A 16,528-nucleotide genomic window follows, 5' to 3' on the forward strand; every position below is an offset into this window, starting at 1 on the left:
TTTTTCATTCAGCATTTCAAATAGTAAAGAGAATGTTTTCTCTTTATTATAATTCAGATTACCCATAAACGGCCATTTTTATTTTACAACTTCACCAGAAAACAGCAGTTATTGTGGAATAATAAAGTTAATGCAGGCTGAAGGATATTTCTCGACAGCCTGCATTAATTTTATTTCTGATGATTATGTAAAAAGCAATCACTTGTATGATCATTAACCATCCCTGTCGCCTGCATAAAAGCATAACAAATAACAGGGCCAACAAAGGAAAAGCCACGTTTTTTCAAATCTTTACTCATTGCAATGGACTGTTCTGATTGATTCGGAACTTCCTCATCATCTTTCCATTGATTGATAATCGGCTTACCGTCAACGAATTTCCATATATACGCACTGAAAGTCCCATAATGTTCACGGATTTGTAATACTGCTTTTGCATTTTTAATAACCGATTCAATCTTCCTTCGATTACGGATAATTCCTTCATTCTTAACCAATCGTTCTACATCTGATGCATCGTACTGGCTAATTTTTTCAACCTGAAAAGAATTGAAAGCTTCCTGATAATTTTCTCGGCGCCGTAAGATTGTTATCCAACTCAAACCAGCTTGTGCACCTTCTAAACAGAGCATTTCAAATAATTTTCGGTCATCATATACCGGTCTTCCCCATTCTTTGTCATGATATTCTATATAAATCGGATCATCAGTTACCCAAGAACAGCGCTGCTTACTATCCATCGTTTTCATCCTTTGTTTGAACTGGATTATCATCATAGGAAATCCAGTCACTATATCCACCTGGATATAAGGTAATGTTATTAAACCCAGCTAACTTTAAAGCCAATATATTTGGACAAGCAGAAACTCCAGACCCACAAGAAACGATAATTTCCTTCTCTTTTGGTAAAGTCGCAAAGTGATCCTTTAATTCTTCTGCAGTTTTCCAAGTACCTTCTGTTGAAAAAACATCTTTCCAAAAATAATTCTTTGCTCCTGGGATATGGCCTGCTTTATGATAACGTGGTTCTATCTTCCCTAAATATCGTTCCCTTGCTCGTGAATCAATTAAAATCGCTTCGTCTTTCCTGATTTTTTCTTTCATTCGTTCTATAGACACAATAGGAGCGAAAGCTTGTTTTGCTATATATTCTTTTGTTAATGGTTGTGGAATTTCTGTTTCTAGAGAATAGCCTGCATTCACCCATGCTTCAAGACCGCCATCTAACATAAATACCTTCTCATGACCAATCGCATCTAACATCCACCACAACCTCGAAGCAAACATATCGTTGCTTTGATCATAAATCACTACCGTTGTTTTTGTATCCACACCTATTTTTCCTAATGTCTTCGTGAATTTTTCTATGTTTGGTAATGGATGTGCCCCACCATGTTGTTGGATTGTTCCTGATAAATCTTCGTCCATATCTAAAAGTACTGCCCCCGGAAGATGACCATTATGATACGCTTTTTCTCCATATGCTGGATCTGATAAATCGAAACGTACATCAATAAGAACAATCTGTTCATCTTTTTCCAACATTTGTTTTAATTCTTCTACCTTAATAATAGTTTTCATCTTAATCCCCCATTCCTTTAATATCATTTTGCCATAGATTCATATCAATATAAACTTATCCTTATAACCTGTAACTAAACTCGCTAAAAATTACGATAAGTCTTATATTCGTGACTATTTTATGAGACATTGAGGTACACGGTAACGATTAGCCCTTATTCATGACCAATTTATGAGATATTGCGATACACGGTAACGATTAGCCCTTATTCGTGACCAGTTTATGAGATATTGCGATACACGGTAACGATTAGCTCTTATTCGTGACCAGTTTATGAGATATTGCGATACACGGTAACGATTAGCTCTTATTCGTGACCAGTTTATGAGATATTGCGATGCACGGTAACGATTAGCTCTTATTCGTGACCAGTTTATGAGATATTGCGATACACGGTAACGATTAGCTCTTATTCATGACCAATTTATGAGATATTGCGGTACACAGTAACGATTAGCCCTTATTCGTGACATCTTTTCGTATATTCCTAATTTATAGGTACAATTAGTCATTAATCATGACCACTTTCCGCAACTTCCTTATTTTTAGTCACGATTACATATGAAATGTCTTTTTACATGTAGAGCATATCTACATTATTTAAAGGAATAATGATAAAATAAAGGGTATAAATAATTCATTCATATAGATTCAATATATTCGATAAAAAATAGATAAGGAGATGAATATGGTGAAAGATATTTTAATAAAACGTCTAACTACATATGCCAAAATTGATACACAATCAAATGAAGATAGTCAAACAACCCCTTCTACCCCTGGACAATGGGATCTACTACATGTTCTTGAAAAGGAATTAAAAGAAATTGGAATGGAAGAGGTATCTATTGATGAAAATGGGTATTTAATGGCAACCCTTCCCGCCAATACAGATAAGGACATTCCAACGATTGGATTTTTAGCCCATGTGGATACCGCAACAGATTTTACAGGAAAAAATGTCAATCCTCAAATCGTAAAAAATTATAATGGAAATGATATAACACTTAATCAAGAAAAACAAATCGTTCTGTCTCCAAAAGATTTCCCAGAACTATCTAATTACAAAGGACACACACTAATTACAACCGATGGTACGACATTACTGGGAGCGGATGATAAAGCCGGAGTAACAGAAATTATGACAGCAATGGAATATTTGATCCATCATCCGGAAATACCACATGGGAAAATTAGAGTTGCCTTTACTCCTGATGAAGAAATTGGACGTGGTCCGAAAAAATTTGATGTCAAACGATTTAATGCAGACTTCGCTTATACAATCGATGGTGGACCACTTGGAGAATTACAATATGAGAGCTTTAATGCAGCTGCAGCGAAAGTTACTTTTAAAGGGAATAGTGTTCATCCAGGAACAGCGAAAGACAAAATGGTTAACGCTGGAAAAATGGCTGCACAGTTTATCGGAAAAGCTCCTAAACAAGAAGCACCAGAACACACAGATGGATATAAAGGTTTTTATCATCTCATTTCTGTTCAAGGGGATGTAGAAAAGGCAGAAGTGTATTATATCATTCGCGATTTTGACAAAGACGCTTTTGCAAAACGAAAAGAAACCATTCAACAATTTGTAGGCGAAATGCAAGAAAAATATGGAGAATCTAATGTCGTATTAGAGATGCACGACCAATATTATAATATGCGTGAAAAAATTGAACCTGTAAAGGAAATTGTTGATATTGCAGAAAAAGTAATGAGAGACCTAAACATCGACCCAATTATTGAACCAATCCGTGGCGGAACAGATGGTTCACAATTATCTTATATGGGACTACCTACTCCTAATATTTTTACAGGTGGAGAAAACTTCCATGGAAAATATGAATATATTTCTGTAAATAATATGGAAAAGGCTGTTCAAGTCATTGTATCTATTTGCCAACGATTTGCTGAAAGAGTATAATGTTTTGCCGAAAAGATGGAATGTTCTTAGCCTTTTCGATAAAAATATATTGTTTTTTAAAGTATTTAGGGAGAGACAATCATGTTTTCACATAAAAAAAGATTATTTATTTTCATTATGATTATTTTACTTTCAAACACTGCTTGCCAAGATAAAGACTCTATCCAACCGGATGAAGTAGATCAATCAAACGAAACGACAAATAAAAGTGATACAACAAAAGCAAGTACAAAGCCGACGGAAAATGAATTGCCTGATAAAACCTTGCAAAAGGGAAGTCAAGGGGAAGAAGTGATTGCATTACAAAACATCCTCAACAATATTGGTTATTCTATCACTGCATCTGGAACATATGATAAAGATACAACTTGGGCAGTAACCGATTTTCAAATGCAACAGGAAGATTTATTTGTTACAGGTGCCTATGAAGAAAAAACAAAGCGTGCATTAGAAGAAGTATTAGCAGATAACATAGATATCACACCAGGTGAAGATATTCCATATACAGAAAAAGAAGAACAGACGGAAGATCACTCTACTATTACATCTAATCCATATGACATGCTCGTTTTAGTTAATAAAGAACATGCATTACCAGCAGATTTCATCCCTGAAGATCTTGTTATTCCTGATGTTCCATTTCCATTCACAGAAGATTTACCTAAAAAGATGATGCGTAAACCAGCGGCGATTGCAATGGAAGAAATGTTTCAAGCAGCAGAAAATGAGGGGCTAGAACTATTTGCCCAATCTGGCTATCGTTCCTATGAAAGACAAGAAGCATTATTTACTTCTTATATAGAACGTGACGGGGAAGAGGCTGCAAATAAGTATAGTGCAAAACCCGGGGAAAGTGAACATCAGAGTGGGTTAACAATGGATGTTACTAGTCCGGCTGTTGAATTTCTATTAAATGAAAGCTTTGGTGATACAGAGGAAGGTAAATGGCTGGAAGAAAACTGTAGTACATATGGCTTTATTATCCGTTATCCGAAGGGAAAAGAAAATATCACGAAATACCAATATGAACCATGGCATATTCGTTATGTTGGAAAAATAGCTGCAAAAGAAATTATGAACAATGACATCACATTGGAAGAGTATTTAGCCACGTTAAAACAATAGTTATTTTCTAGTATAAATAGTAAAGGCGAAGAATCCTTAGGTTTAGGATTCTTCGCCTTTTTTCCTTTTAAGAACAGGTAGATGTTGCAACTCGTTTAGTCATTACTTCCCTTTCAGCCACACAGTAAAACCCAATAACCTGAAAACCATATTTACGTAATTCACGAATACTAACATTGCGTGAGATACGATCCGAAGCAATGATGGCTACTTGTTTTGTTGGAATATCGCGATAATTTCTACCTAAATAAGGAATCGGCATATGAAGAACAGAGGCATCCTTTGTATAATATACTTCATTATATTCCCTTACATCAATAAGGGTAATTTCTTCGGATAGAAGCATTTTATCTAATTTCTTAATTCCGTATACAGGAACATACCGTTTATAAATCATTCGTAAAGCAATCGCTAATAACACTAAAAATGCAAATGCATATATTTTCATTCTCATATAACTCCCTTTTGTAAAAAAACTGACATGCATGGGTATGATATATGATAATAGATTCAAACGTCAACTGATTTGTTTCGAATATTACTGGAGGATATACAAGGCTGTTGGATAGGATTAGAAGATTTGTTTCATTTTGTTTAATTGCTTGACAGGTTCATGTAATACTTCATCTATTTTTATATCTAAGACACGAATTCGCTCTAGTGCAATGGTATCATCTATTTGTTTATAATGATGATTGCCTCCCACTTCTTCATCCGCTTCATCGGCAAGTGTTACGACTTGTTGTAATGGATTTAAATGTAAGTAGCCATCTGGCAAATAGGAATCAGTATGAAGTAAAATTGCTATCGCAATCTCCTTTGCATGTCGAGGTTCTTCACCAATTTCAATTAATAACTTATGCGCTCGATTTGCACCTTTAATGGCATGAATATCATTTTCCTTATACAAATTATAATCCCATTGTCCATTTTTATACCATGTATAATGTCCTACATCATGAAGCAGTGCAGCCTTCGTAGCAAGATCTGGATTTACTTTAAAACGCTTCGATATTAAGTAAGCATTTTCTGCAACTTGAATAGCATGCGCTATCCCCGAGCGTCGTAAATATTTCTGTGTTGTTGGATGTGTAAACACGTCTTCCAATGTAACGGTTCGCATATTATATCCCCCTTTCGCTTTTTACTTCCGCAACATTACAAAACTGTTATCAAGAGCGAATTTCCCTTCGTACATACAGATTATAAATAAATCTTTGATTGAATATAGCATGTCATAACCTTAATTGCAACAATAATTCGATATTTTTTAAAAAGTTAAAACCCTGTTTACAAATACAGTGAAACTTCAACCAGTGGGAGCCTTTTTTCTTTTCCCACTGGTTGTTAGTTGAACGAATCGGGCCTTTACTGGCTGTTGAACCTCCACTTATAATTCTTCAGTATCTCGAATTTTGATGTGGAGGTCTTACGGCCAGTTAATCTGCGGTAATAGAAAAACGACCCAGTTCCTTTCAAAACAGGTCGCATTTCTTTTAAAATGGTTTTATAATCATCAATATAATGACAAGTAAAAATATACCATTTTCAATTCGCTCGTAGAAAAATAACCGTTTAGCAAGCTCATAATACGTATCGGGTATTTCTTCTGTTGGATGTTCCTTTAACAATTCCTTAATTGGTCTTGATTTGGGCGAAAGTACAATCGGCCCAATAGCTAAGGCAAGTAAATATAGGATTAAACTCACGACAAACCAGCCAGTTGTAAATAAAGATGGTCGTAATATCCCCATCCCAAGCCCTGTTAATAATAATAAAGTTCCACCAATCATTACAAATATATGAATTCGATTTCTAATAAAATAGGCATGGCGAAGCTCAGTCATGTTTTTTGCATTTTTGACAATCGGGATCATAGCAAATCCTGGACCTAATCCTAGAATTGCAGAAATGATGTGGATAAATAATAAAAAGCTGTAAAAACTCATATAAATTCTCCCCTTGGTGGACAGTCCTTAACGTATTCCTTTTCTATCTCTATTTTAAAGAAACATCTCTTCATATGCTATGAAATAAATCACTTACAAATGAAATAAAAAACCAAAACGCCGCTAGTAATTCAGCGACGATTTCTGTTCATTAGCATTTAACTACATATAAGGATACATCCGTAATTGCCTTTAGTGCATGTAATTCATCTGGTTCCATATATAAAATACGTTCTTGGTTTACTTCCACTTCTTCACCATTTACCGTGAATTCAACTTCACCTTGTGCAACAAATATAAATACATGTTTTGGGGAGCGATGCTCTTTAATGACTTCTCCCGCTTTTAATTTAATCTGTACAATTTCCTTATCATGTTGGCTAAACAACTTTTTTGCTTGAATTAGTTTTTCAAACGTGTGACTGACAGAAATCATTTCCATTTTATTCACAACCCTCATCCAGATTTTCATACGTCTCCCTATTACTTATACCATAAGCAATACACTTTTCAAGGAATCATCCTTTTATCCTATCTATTCATACATGATCTTCATATCCCCTGACTGAATCCAATCCTTTTTCCGGAACCATTCAGAAAGTATCCAGCTGATAATTGCTGGTGCGATAATATGTAAACCAATAATAATCCAGAAAACATCGAGAGAAAAACCCATTGATTCAAATGTCATAATCTGACCGACCAATCCACTTGTACCCATCCCAGCTCCAGATGGATTATTAGTTAATTCGAATATAACAGTGGAAAATGGTGCTAAAACAGCACCCGCGATTGTTGGTGGGATAAGAATAATCGGCTTTTTAAGGATATTGGCTACTTGTAACATGGATGTTCCTAAACCTTGAGCAACTAAGCCACCGATTCCATTTTCCCGATAACTGGAAACAGCAAATCCAATCATTTGGGCAGAACAACCGATAGTAGCAGCACCCGCAGCAAGTCCGTCTAATCCAAGCATAAGTGCGATCGCCACACTTGAAATAGGAGCAGTCAAAGCCCACCCCATCAACACAGCAACAAGAATTCCCATGATAAATGGTTGTTGTTCTGTTGACCAATTAATGACACTCCCAAAACCCGTCATAAAAGTATTAATTGGTTTTCCAATAATTGTCCCTGTGAAAAAGCCAATAAAAATAGTAACAAATGGGGTGATAATAATGTCAACCCGTGTTGTTTGATAGACCATTTTTCCAAATTCCGTAGCAAATAAGGCGGCAACATAACTTCCCGCAGGACCACCTAGTTCTGCTCCAAAAGCTCCTGCAAATAAAGTGGAGAATAAAACAAGTGGTGGTGCTTTTAATCCGTAGGCAATAGCAACTCCAATCGCTCCACCCATTATTTTATTATCCATGGCAAAGGCACCCATCTCAATAAAATAGGTTCCAATGGTCTGAATATCCAAAGCAACCAATTGTTCTCCAAGTGTTTTAATAATTAATCCGATAATAAGGGAGGAAAACAATCCTAATGCCATATAACTTAATGCTGTGATGAGATATTCCTTTGCAGACAAAGAGACCCCTTTTTTCTTTAGAAATTCTTTCATATTATCCACTCCTCCATTGTGAAGTTTTTCACATATATACCATGAAATTATTAGAACTATTTATAGTTATAGGTGAATTTGTTTAAAAAATCAAGAAATTTCCAATGACTAGATAATTGTTTCGTTTTGAAATAAGGGGATTTTCAAATCATAATGTATGATACTCCCCAACAGACATCCCCTCTGTAAACCCACCGAGTTAGTAATTTTGCAATAACCTGTCATATCATATATACTATTTGATAACGATTATCAATTAGAAGACATGTTATGAAAGGAGAAAAAAGATGGATACAACGGAAAAAAAATCCAGTATTGCTGAAATTATTCGGGAAAGGCGTTCCGTTAAAAAAGGATACACGAATAAAGAAGTAAAAAAAGAACTTGTATTGGATTTACTAAATGATGCTATTTATGCACCTACCCATGGAAACAGACAACCATGGCGGTTTATTTTTGTCGGGCAAGATCAATTACCCTATTTCGCTGAAAAAGTATCTCGCACCTATCCAGAAGAAAGTCAAGAAAATCGTAGGCAATACTTAATGGAGCCAAATGCCATATTAGTCGTTATTATGGAAGCACCACCATTACCAAAACAATGGGACGAAAACTTCGGTGCCGTTTCAAGCATGATTCAAAATTTATGGCTTTTAGCATGGGAAAAACAACTTGGTATGGTTTGGAAAACAAACCCACATATTTATAACGAAAAAGTAAAAGAGTTATTAGATGTGCAAGAACATGAAAAAATAGTAGGATTCATACACCTAGGCTATTTTGATGAAATACCAGCTGATAAAGGGAGAGTTTCAGCCGAAGAAAAATTCACCGTATACAAAGGATAGAAACCTGTAGATACATTTCTGAAATAGCAAAAGAATACAATTACCCTAATCAAAACAGCTGATAGCATGTGGAAGTTTTCTCATTCACATGCTATTTTTTGTTTAAAAATAACATGAATGATTACGATTTATTTAACAATTGATTTCAGATATGTAGTGCCTACTTATATATATTTCAAATAACAAGATGGACCCTTCCACCGACACCATGCTAGTTTCGTCCTTCATTCCCCTTATGATAATTTATTCATCCCTTGAAAAGGAATTACTTAATAAAATAGATATACAATTTTCCATTTTTTTCTTTATCTTAAGTACCGTATAAAATTGATAAAAAACACAAAACTAACATGTATATATTCCTATATCAAATAAGAAAGAGGTGGAAAAAATTGACTGCATTCCAACGTATTGCCTTAATCCTTGTCATCATTGGTGCATTAAATTGGGGATTGATTGGATTTTTTAATTTTGATTTTATTGCTGGAGCCTTTGGTGGACAAGATACTGCTTTAGCACGAATTTTATATGGTATTGTTGGGCTAAGTGGCTTGGTTGTCATTCCATTATTATTTGAACGTGCCAATAATGTAACCGATGACGATTATCTAGATGCAAATCATACATTAAAATATGGTACGGAGTTTAGTGAAGACAAATCATTAACAGGAGAAAACACAGTGGAGAATAACCGTGAAGACATATAACCAAATGAACAACTGTCCCATCCTTTTATATAAACTAGGATGGGACAGTTGTTTTTGTAAAAATAATTATTCCCAAACAGAACCCTTTAATGCTTTATTTTCCTGATGACGTTCCATTGCCAATTCAATTAACTTTGTAATTAAATCAGTATAAGAAATACCACTTACTTCCCAAAGCTTTGGATACATACTAATTTTCGTAAATCCTGGCAATGTATTAATTTCATTAACATAAAGTTCATTGTTCTCTGTTAAGAAAAAGTCTACTCGTGCTAGGCCTTCACATTGTAAAGTTTCATAAGCATGGATTGCTGTTTCTTGTACCATTTTGATATGTTCATCAGGAAGATTTGCCGGTATAGATAACTCTGCACCTTTTTCATCGATATACTTCGATTCATAAGAATAAAAATCTGTCTTCGGTAAGATTTCTCCAGGTAAAGATGCCATTGGTTCATCATTTCCTAACACAGAACATTCAATTTCTCTTCCCTGTATTGTCTCTTCGACAACAATTTTATGATCATATTGAAAAGCAAAATCAACTGCTGTCATAAATTCCTCTTCTGTAGATACTTTACTAATTCCAACAGAGGAACCTTGGTTTGCTGGTTTAACAAATACAGTTTCCCCTAACTGTTCTACAACGGTTGAATAATCAATGTAATCTCTTTTCGCTTTTGTAAAAACGAATCCTTTTGCTACTTTAATTCCAGCTATCTGTAGTAGTTTTTTGGCAATATCTTTGTCCATGCAAATAGAAGAACTAAGGACATTTGGACCAACAAAAGGGAGATTTATCAAACGCAACATCCCCTGTAAACTTCCATCCTCACCTAATGTACCATGGACAATCGGGAAGATAACATCTAACTTCTGCATCACTTCCGCTGTTTTAGCATGAATAAATGACTCTTCTGTTAAACCTGGAACAATACCAACAACATCTTCTGACTCGTTCAACTCAATCCGTTTTGGATCATCTGCATTCTTTAAATAAGAATCTTCGTCATATACATGCCAATTTCCATTTTTATCAATTCCAAGTAATGTCACAGCAAATTTTTCCTTATCAATTGCATCTACAATATTCTTTGCCGACTGTAATGAAACCTCATGCTCTGCTGACTTTCCACCAAAAATAATTCCTACCCGTATTTTCTTCATTCTCTTTATCCTCTCTTTAAAACTAGGCTTATTGCCATCCTATTCAATAGGAAGCAAAAAGTAACCATTAAAATTCATCTACCTTTAAAATATCATGAAAAGTTATTTTCCTCTACTTCTTTTTGCTTGTAAATAATCTTTAAAGCTAATTTCTCCATTTTCCATGCGCTCTTCTAAAAGTTGTAAGGAATCTGGGGATGGATGTTTATCTGCACGAAAACGAATGAGGATATAAATCAAAACAGCAAAAACAAGAACGGCTAATAATATTTGTAGTGGAAGTGGAATAGACCAAAGAGCCAACATGTATATCACCTCATTTCATTTTTTCTCCATTGTATTTATTTAAGCATAATCAATAAGAAGTTTCTACCTTCAAAATCTTATCTAAAATGTGGAATAATACCGTGACATTCAAACATTCATATGACTATTTGATTGACATAAAAAAATACACAGCATACAATATAATCAAATGAATATTTGAGTGAGGTGTTAAAATGAATAAAAGGCAAACCATTGATGATTCAAAACATACTTGTGATTCGTTTTGCTATGATGAAGAGATCGTTAATAAAATAAAGCCAAAAATAGAACAAATTAATGGGGTTGAACAAATTTTCAAAGCATTAGCAGACCCCACCCGTTTAAAAATCGCTTATGCGCTAACAATAGAAAAGGAATTATGTGTTTGTGATGTCGCACATATCATTGGAGCCACTAGTGCCACGGCTTCTCATCATCTACGTTTATTACGAAATATGGACCTTGCGAAAAGTGAAAAAAAAGGAAAGCTCGTTTTTTATTCTTTAAAAGATGATCATGTTAGGCAGCTAATATATATCGCAATCATTCACGCTAATGAGGAGGGATAAACATGTCTAAACAACAACATACGTATCGACTCCAAGGTTTGTCATGTGCAAATTGTGCAGCTAAATTTGAAAAAAACATTCGTGAAATTGATAGTGTTCAAGATGTGGAATTAAATTTCGGTGCATCTAAAATAACCGTACAAGGGGAAGCATCTATAGAACAGTTAGAAAAAGCCGGTGCTTTCGATGGAATTAAAGTATATACCGAAAACCAGCAATTAGAACGCAAAAAAGAACCCTTTTGGAAAAACAAAGATAATATACCTGCAATGATTTCTCTTATTTTTGTATTTACTGGTTATTTATCTTATTTTCTAATCGGGGAGAAACATATTCTAACAATTAGTTTATTTCTTCTTGCAATTGTTATTGGTGGGTACAATATTTTTATAGAAGGATTTAAAAATTTAACTAAATTAGACTTCGATATGAAAACATTGATGACAATTGCCATTATTGGAGCAGCAATTATTGGAGAATGGGGAGAAGCTGCTGTCGTCGTTTTCTTATTTGCTATTAGCGAGGCATTAGAAAGCTACTCCATTGATAAAGCACGCGACTCCATTCGTTCGTTAATAGATATCGCCCCAAATAAGGCGCTGATTAGAAGAGGAAACAGTGAAGTAGAACTAGATGTTGAGGAAATTCAAATTGGAGACATAATGCTTGTTAAACCCGGACAACGTATTGCCATGGATGGAGAAGTAATAAGCGGTGAATCTTCTATCAATGAAGCAGCTATAACAGGAGAATCCATTCCTGTTCATAAATTGACTGGAAATGAAATCTTTGCTGGCTCTATTAATGGAGAGGGTTTTTTAGAGGTAAGAGTAACGAAACATGTAGAAGATACTACTATTGCCAAAATCATTCATCTTGTAGAAGAAGCTCAAGCAGAGCGTGCTCCTTCACAGAAATTCGTGGATAAATTTGCAAAGTATTATACGCCAATGATTATGCTGATTGCCTTTTTTGTTGCAATTGGACCACCATTAATTGCTGGAGCATCTTGGAATACGTGGATTTATAGTGGGTTAGCGGTTCTTGTTGTAGGTTGCCCTTGTGCACTGGTCATTTCCACCCCGGTTGCAATTGTTACAGCAATTGGAAATGCCGCTAGAAAAGGTGTACTCATTAAAGGTGGAGTACATTTAGAAGAAACTGGACATTTACAAGCAATTGCATTTGATAAAACTGGCACATTAACAGAAGGAAAACCACATGTAACAGATGTAATTTCAATAAAAAATGGTGAAGAAAAGAAAATTCTATCAATTGCCAATGCTATTGAAGTTTTTTCCCAGCATCCATTAGCAACAGCTATTACACATAAAGCAACAGAAGAAAAAGCAACATATTATACTGCTGAAAAATTCCAATCCATTACTGGTAAAGGAGCAAAAGCAACCATTAATGACACGGAATACTTTGTTGGGAGTCCCGCATTTTTTGAAAAGGATCAATTGATACCTACTACAATCCAAGAAAAAATAAGAGCCATGCAAGGAGACGGAAAAACAGTAACATTACTTGGCACAAAAAAAGATATCCTCGGATTAATTGCTGTTGCAGATCAGGTACGAACAAGTAGTAAAGATGTTATTCAAAGATTACACCAATTAGGAATTAAAAACACCATTATGTTAACGGGTGACAACCATAAAACAGGAAAAGCTATTGGAAATCAGTTGGGTATAACTGAAGTAAAGGCAGAGCTCATGCCTGATGAGAAGTTAAATATTATAAAACAGCTTGAACAACGACATGGTAAAACTGCTATGGTCGGTGATGGAATTAATGATGCACCCGCTCTCGCTGGAGCATCTGTCGGAATTGCTATGGGTGGAGCTGGTACAGATGCGGCCTTAGAAACAGCAGACATCGCGTTAATGGGAGATGATTTAGAAAAGCTTCCATTTACGATTGCCCTTAGCCGGAAAGCATTAACAATTATTAAACAAAATATCTCCTTTGCATTGGGATTAAAACTCATTGCCTTATTATTAGTGATTCCAGGGTGGCTCACACTATGGATTGCTATTTTTGCCGATATGGGAGCGACCCTTCTTGTTACAATGAACTCTTTAAGACTTATTCGAACAAATAGTTAAAGATGGAAAGGAGAAATGAATTAGGGTTTGTATTTACGGTGGTAAACTTGAGAAAGTATATCGCCATAAACAGCAATCTAACTACAACTAATAAAAATAATCTAGAAAAAAAATGGTTCCAATCATTAAAAGATGATGATTGGAACCATTTTTAAGTTATATTTGACTAGTTATGTCCAAACTCCTTTTTACTTGTTTGTATTGTTTGCATCATATGCATTTCTGCGAATTTCACTTAAATATGCTTTAATATTTGGACAAGTGTCACACGTATCATCTTTAAATTTTAAATATAATTCTTTATATTCTTCCTTTGTTATTTCACCTTTTTCAAGACTAGCTTGAAGCATATTAAGTCCTTTCTTTTCCTGCCTTTTATCTTTACGAATGATGATAACGACGGCAAGAATGGTAATCACAATCATGACAAGCCATAAAACCCCAAATTGATCTCCACCTTGCATCCAAATGCCCCCATTTCCATTCATTTACTTACATTTATTTAACCATGATTACATGAAAAATGAAACTAACTCAACTCATATTTATCTTTCTTGTATCGCTTTACAATCCATAAAATCATCGTTAAGATAGAGCTATATATGTAGGTACTAAAGTAGGAGTCAAGCACTGGGGAGCCAATTAAAGTGAAACTTCAATTAGCAGGGACCTTACAGCCAGTTAACCTGCGATAAATGTCACATATACTCGAGGGGGAAATATGTTGCAAGAAACGTGGAACATTCTAAAAACTGATTTTCACGAAGCATCTATTAATATGGCACTTGACGAAGCATTACTTCGTTGGCATAGTGAGGGAAAGATTCCACCAACATTACGTTTTTATGGTTGGTCAACTCCCACCTTATCCTTAGGGCATTTCCAAAAAGAAAAGTCCATTCATTTTCCAGGTCTTGAAAAACATGGATGTCAACTTGTCCGAAGATTAACTGGTGGTAGTGCTGTTTTACATGATGATGAACTAACCTATAGTATTGTTGTATCAGAAAGTCATCCAAAAATACCTAAGACAATCCGTGAAGCATACCATGTGTTATCACAAGGAATCAAGGTAGGTTATAAAAACTTAGGAATTGAGGCAGAATATTTTATTCCTGAGCGGAAAAAAGGTAAGAATCGAACAGCTGTCTGTTTCGAAAAACCAGCCTTTTACGAACTTGTTGTAGATGGAAAGAAAGTTTCTGGTAATGCACAGACAAGACAAAAAGGGGTCCTCTTACAGCACGGTTCCATTCCAATTACGATGAATGAAGATATGCTTTTTGATTTATTTGCATTCCCATCAGAAAGAAAACGTGAAGTAAATAGACGAGCATTTCGCCAAAAAGCAACTACTATTGAGCAAATCACTGGAAAAAGATATACATATAAAGAAGTTCAAGAAGCATTTTATAATGGCTTTCAATCCTCACTTGGGGTATCTTTTAAGCCATTTGAATTGGATGATAACCAGTGGGAAGAAGTGTATCAATTAGCAAAGGAAAAATATAAACAAACAATTCCTGTTCAACATTAATTTGCACGTTTATCATTGACCATAAAGGGGCGAATTCCATGAAAAACAAAACAGAAATTTCAAGAAAACCAAAGTGGCTAAAAACGAAGATTAATACGAATAAATCATATAATGATTTAAAAAAAATAATGCGTGAAAACAATTTAAATACGGTTTGTGAAGAAGCAAAATGTCCAAATATTTATGAATGTTGGAGTGAACGAAAAACAGCGACATTTATGATTTTAGGAGATACCTGTACAAGAGGTTGTCGCTTCTGTGCTGTTAAAACAGGTTTACCGAATGAGCTGGACTGGAACGAGCCAGAAAGAGTTGCCGATTCTGTTCAACTAATGGGATTACGTCATGTTGTTGTTACTGCTGTTGCTCGTGATGATTTAAATGATGGTGGTGCAGCTGTTTTTGCTGAAACTGTTCGTGCTATCCGTAGAAAGAACCCAGCTTGTACAATCGAAGTACTTCCATCAGACATGAAAGGTGACTATGAAAGTCTACATACGTTAATGGATAGTAAGCCAGATATTTTTAACCATAATATTGAAACAGTAAGAAGACTAACAAAACGTGTACGTGCACGTGCAACATATGATCGCTCTTTACAATTATTAAAACGTGTAAAATCAATCGCACCAAATACACCAACAAAATCAAGTATTATGGTCGGATTAGGAGAAACAAAAGAAGAGATTATCCAAGCAATGGATGACCTTTTAGCACATGATGTTGACATTATGACAATTGGCCAATACCTACAACCAACAAGAAAACACCTTGATGTTGTAAAGTATTACCATCCAGATGAATTTCTTGAATTAAAAGAAATTGCGCTTGAAAAGGGCTTTGAGCATTGTGAATCAGGACCACTTGTCCGTTCCTCTTACCATGCCGATGAACAAGTAAGCCAAGCAAGTGCACAACGTAGAATTAAGTATATGAAGGGTTATGAAAAACAAGAGAATACTGAAGTAGACCCTTCTATTTTTTCTTAATAATTTAAAATTGGGGCTGGGACAAAACTAGCTCAAAATAGTATAAAAAATGGTTCCAAGCATTAAAAATTGCTCGGAACCATTTTTTTGTATGGTTATTTCCATCATCTATCATGGATTTGTTCTTTATGGCGGTAACCT

Annotated in this window: 18 protein-coding genes; 8 read left to right on the forward strand and 10 right to left on the reverse strand. The window is 35.0% G+C overall.

Annotated features, from left to right (window positions below; translation table 11 throughout):
• Positions 1–170: 170 nt before the first annotated feature.
• Entirely contained in the window at positions 171–749 is a 579-nt protein-coding gene (locus FHP05_RS12810) for a DNA-3-methyladenine glycosylase I (protein ID WP_407923442.1), read from the reverse strand.
• Entirely contained in the window at positions 733–1,581 is an 849-nt protein-coding gene (locus FHP05_RS12815; RefSeq protein WP_147668859.1) for a sulfurtransferase, read from the reverse strand. The genes FHP05_RS12810 and FHP05_RS12815 overlap by 17 nt, the downstream gene beginning before the upstream one ends.
• Positions 1,582–2,273: 692 nt before the next feature.
• Between FHP05_RS12815 and pepT the strand changes: the two genes are divergently transcribed.
• Both pepT and FHP05_RS12825 read left to right on the forward strand, forming a co-directional pair.
• Complete coding sequence (gene pepT / locus FHP05_RS12820; protein WP_147668861.1) at positions 2,274–3,506, forward strand: peptidase T; 1,233 nt, start codon at positions 2,274–2,276, stop codon at positions 3,504–3,506.
• An 81-nt stretch (positions 3,507–3,587) separates the two neighbouring features.
• Positions 3,588–4,631, forward strand: coding sequence for a D-alanyl-D-alanine carboxypeptidase family protein (locus tag FHP05_RS12825; protein ID WP_147668864.1), 1,044 nt, complete (start codon positions 3,588–3,590; stop codon positions 4,629–4,631).
• Positions 4,632–4,698: 67 nt separating this feature from the next.
• Here FHP05_RS12825 and FHP05_RS12830 read toward each other — a convergent pair whose 3' ends face one another.
• The 5 genes from FHP05_RS12830 to FHP05_RS12850 all read right to left on the reverse strand — a co-directional run bounded on the left by FHP05_RS12830 (position 4,699) and on the right by FHP05_RS12850 (position 8,153).
• Positions 4,699–5,079, reverse strand: coding sequence for a rhodanese-like domain-containing protein (locus FHP05_RS12830; RefSeq protein WP_230974005.1), 381 nt, complete (start codon positions 5,077–5,079; stop codon positions 4,699–4,701).
• 123 nt (positions 5,080–5,202) lie between these two features.
• Positions 5,203–5,754 (reverse strand): HD domain-containing protein, encoded by a 552-nt coding sequence (locus FHP05_RS12835; RefSeq protein ID WP_147668867.1) that lies wholly within the window; start codon positions 5,752–5,754, stop codon positions 5,203–5,205.
• A 373-nt stretch (positions 5,755–6,127) separates the two neighbouring features.
• Positions 6,128–6,580 (reverse strand): DUF2269 family protein, encoded by a 453-nt coding sequence (locus FHP05_RS12840; protein WP_147668870.1) that lies wholly within the window; start codon positions 6,578–6,580, stop codon positions 6,128–6,130.
• A gap of 151 nt (positions 6,581–6,731) precedes the next feature.
• Positions 6,732–7,022, reverse strand: a complete 291-nt coding sequence (locus FHP05_RS12845) for a cupin domain-containing protein (protein WP_230974006.1) — start codon at positions 7,020–7,022, stop codon at positions 6,732–6,734.
• Between the two features lie 93 nt (positions 7,023–7,115).
• A complete protein-coding gene (locus FHP05_RS12850) occupies positions 7,116–8,153 on the reverse strand; it encodes a PTS transporter subunit IIC (RefSeq protein ID WP_147668876.1) in 1,038 nt (345 codons plus the stop codon).
• A gap of 287 nt (positions 8,154–8,440) precedes the next feature.
• Between FHP05_RS12850 and FHP05_RS12855 the strand changes: the two genes are divergently transcribed.
• Both FHP05_RS12855 and FHP05_RS12860 read left to right on the forward strand, forming a co-directional pair.
• Positions 8,441–9,001 (forward strand): nitroreductase family protein, encoded by a 561-nt coding sequence (locus FHP05_RS12855; protein ID WP_147668879.1) that lies wholly within the window; start codon positions 8,441–8,443, stop codon positions 8,999–9,001.
• A 392-nt stretch (positions 9,002–9,393) separates the two neighbouring features.
• On the forward strand, positions 9,394–9,708 hold the full coding sequence (locus tag FHP05_RS12860) for a DUF378 domain-containing protein (protein WP_147668882.1): 315 nt from the start codon (positions 9,394–9,396) through the stop codon (positions 9,706–9,708).
• A 66-nt stretch (positions 9,709–9,774) separates the two neighbouring features.
• On the opposite strand, the gene ddlA is transcribed toward FHP05_RS12860, so the two are convergent.
• Positions 9,775–10,875 carry a D-alanine--D-alanine ligase gene (gene ddlA / locus FHP05_RS12865; RefSeq protein WP_147668885.1) on the reverse strand — a complete coding sequence of 367 codons (1,101 nt, stop codon included), beginning with the start codon at positions 10,873–10,875 and terminating at the stop codon, positions 9,775–9,777.
• A 102-nt stretch (positions 10,876–10,977) separates the two neighbouring features.
• Positions 10,978–11,181 (reverse strand): hypothetical protein, encoded by a 204-nt coding sequence (locus FHP05_RS12870; RefSeq protein ID WP_147668888.1) that lies wholly within the window; start codon positions 11,179–11,181, stop codon positions 10,978–10,980.
• Positions 11,182–11,375: 194 nt separating this feature from the next.
• On the opposite strand from FHP05_RS12870, the gene FHP05_RS12875 reads away from it, so the two are divergent.
• Both FHP05_RS12875 and FHP05_RS12880 read left to right on the forward strand, forming a co-directional pair.
• Entirely contained in the window at positions 11,376–11,750 is a 375-nt protein-coding gene (locus tag FHP05_RS12875) for an ArsR/SmtB family transcription factor (protein ID WP_147668891.1), read from the forward strand.
• A 2-nt stretch (positions 11,751–11,752) separates the two neighbouring features.
• A complete protein-coding gene (locus FHP05_RS12880) occupies positions 11,753–13,861 on the forward strand; it encodes a heavy metal translocating P-type ATPase (RefSeq protein WP_147668893.1) in 2,109 nt (702 codons plus the stop codon).
• A gap of 188 nt (positions 13,862–14,049) precedes the next feature.
• Here FHP05_RS12880 and FHP05_RS12885 read toward each other — a convergent pair whose 3' ends face one another.
• Positions 14,050–14,325: an SHOCT domain-containing protein gene (locus FHP05_RS12885; protein WP_147668896.1), complete on the reverse strand. Its 276-nt coding sequence runs from the start codon at positions 14,323–14,325 to the stop codon at positions 14,050–14,052.
• 260 nt (positions 14,326–14,585) lie between these two features.
• On the opposite strand from FHP05_RS12885, the gene FHP05_RS12890 reads away from it, so the two are divergent.
• Entirely contained in the window at positions 14,586–15,398 is an 813-nt protein-coding gene (locus FHP05_RS12890; RefSeq protein WP_407923441.1) for a lipoate--protein ligase family protein, read from the forward strand.
• 38 nt (positions 15,399–15,436) lie between these two features.
• Positions 15,437–16,387, forward strand: coding sequence for a lipoyl synthase (gene lipA / locus FHP05_RS12895; protein WP_147668901.1), 951 nt, complete (start codon positions 15,437–15,439; stop codon positions 16,385–16,387).
• The last annotated feature ends 141 nt before the right edge of the window (positions 16,388–16,528 follow it).

It is taken from the genome of Cerasibacillus terrae (assembly GCF_008039555.1).
Classification (GTDB): domain Bacteria; phylum Bacillota; class Bacilli; order Bacillales; family Amphibacillaceae; genus Cerasibacillus; species Cerasibacillus terrae.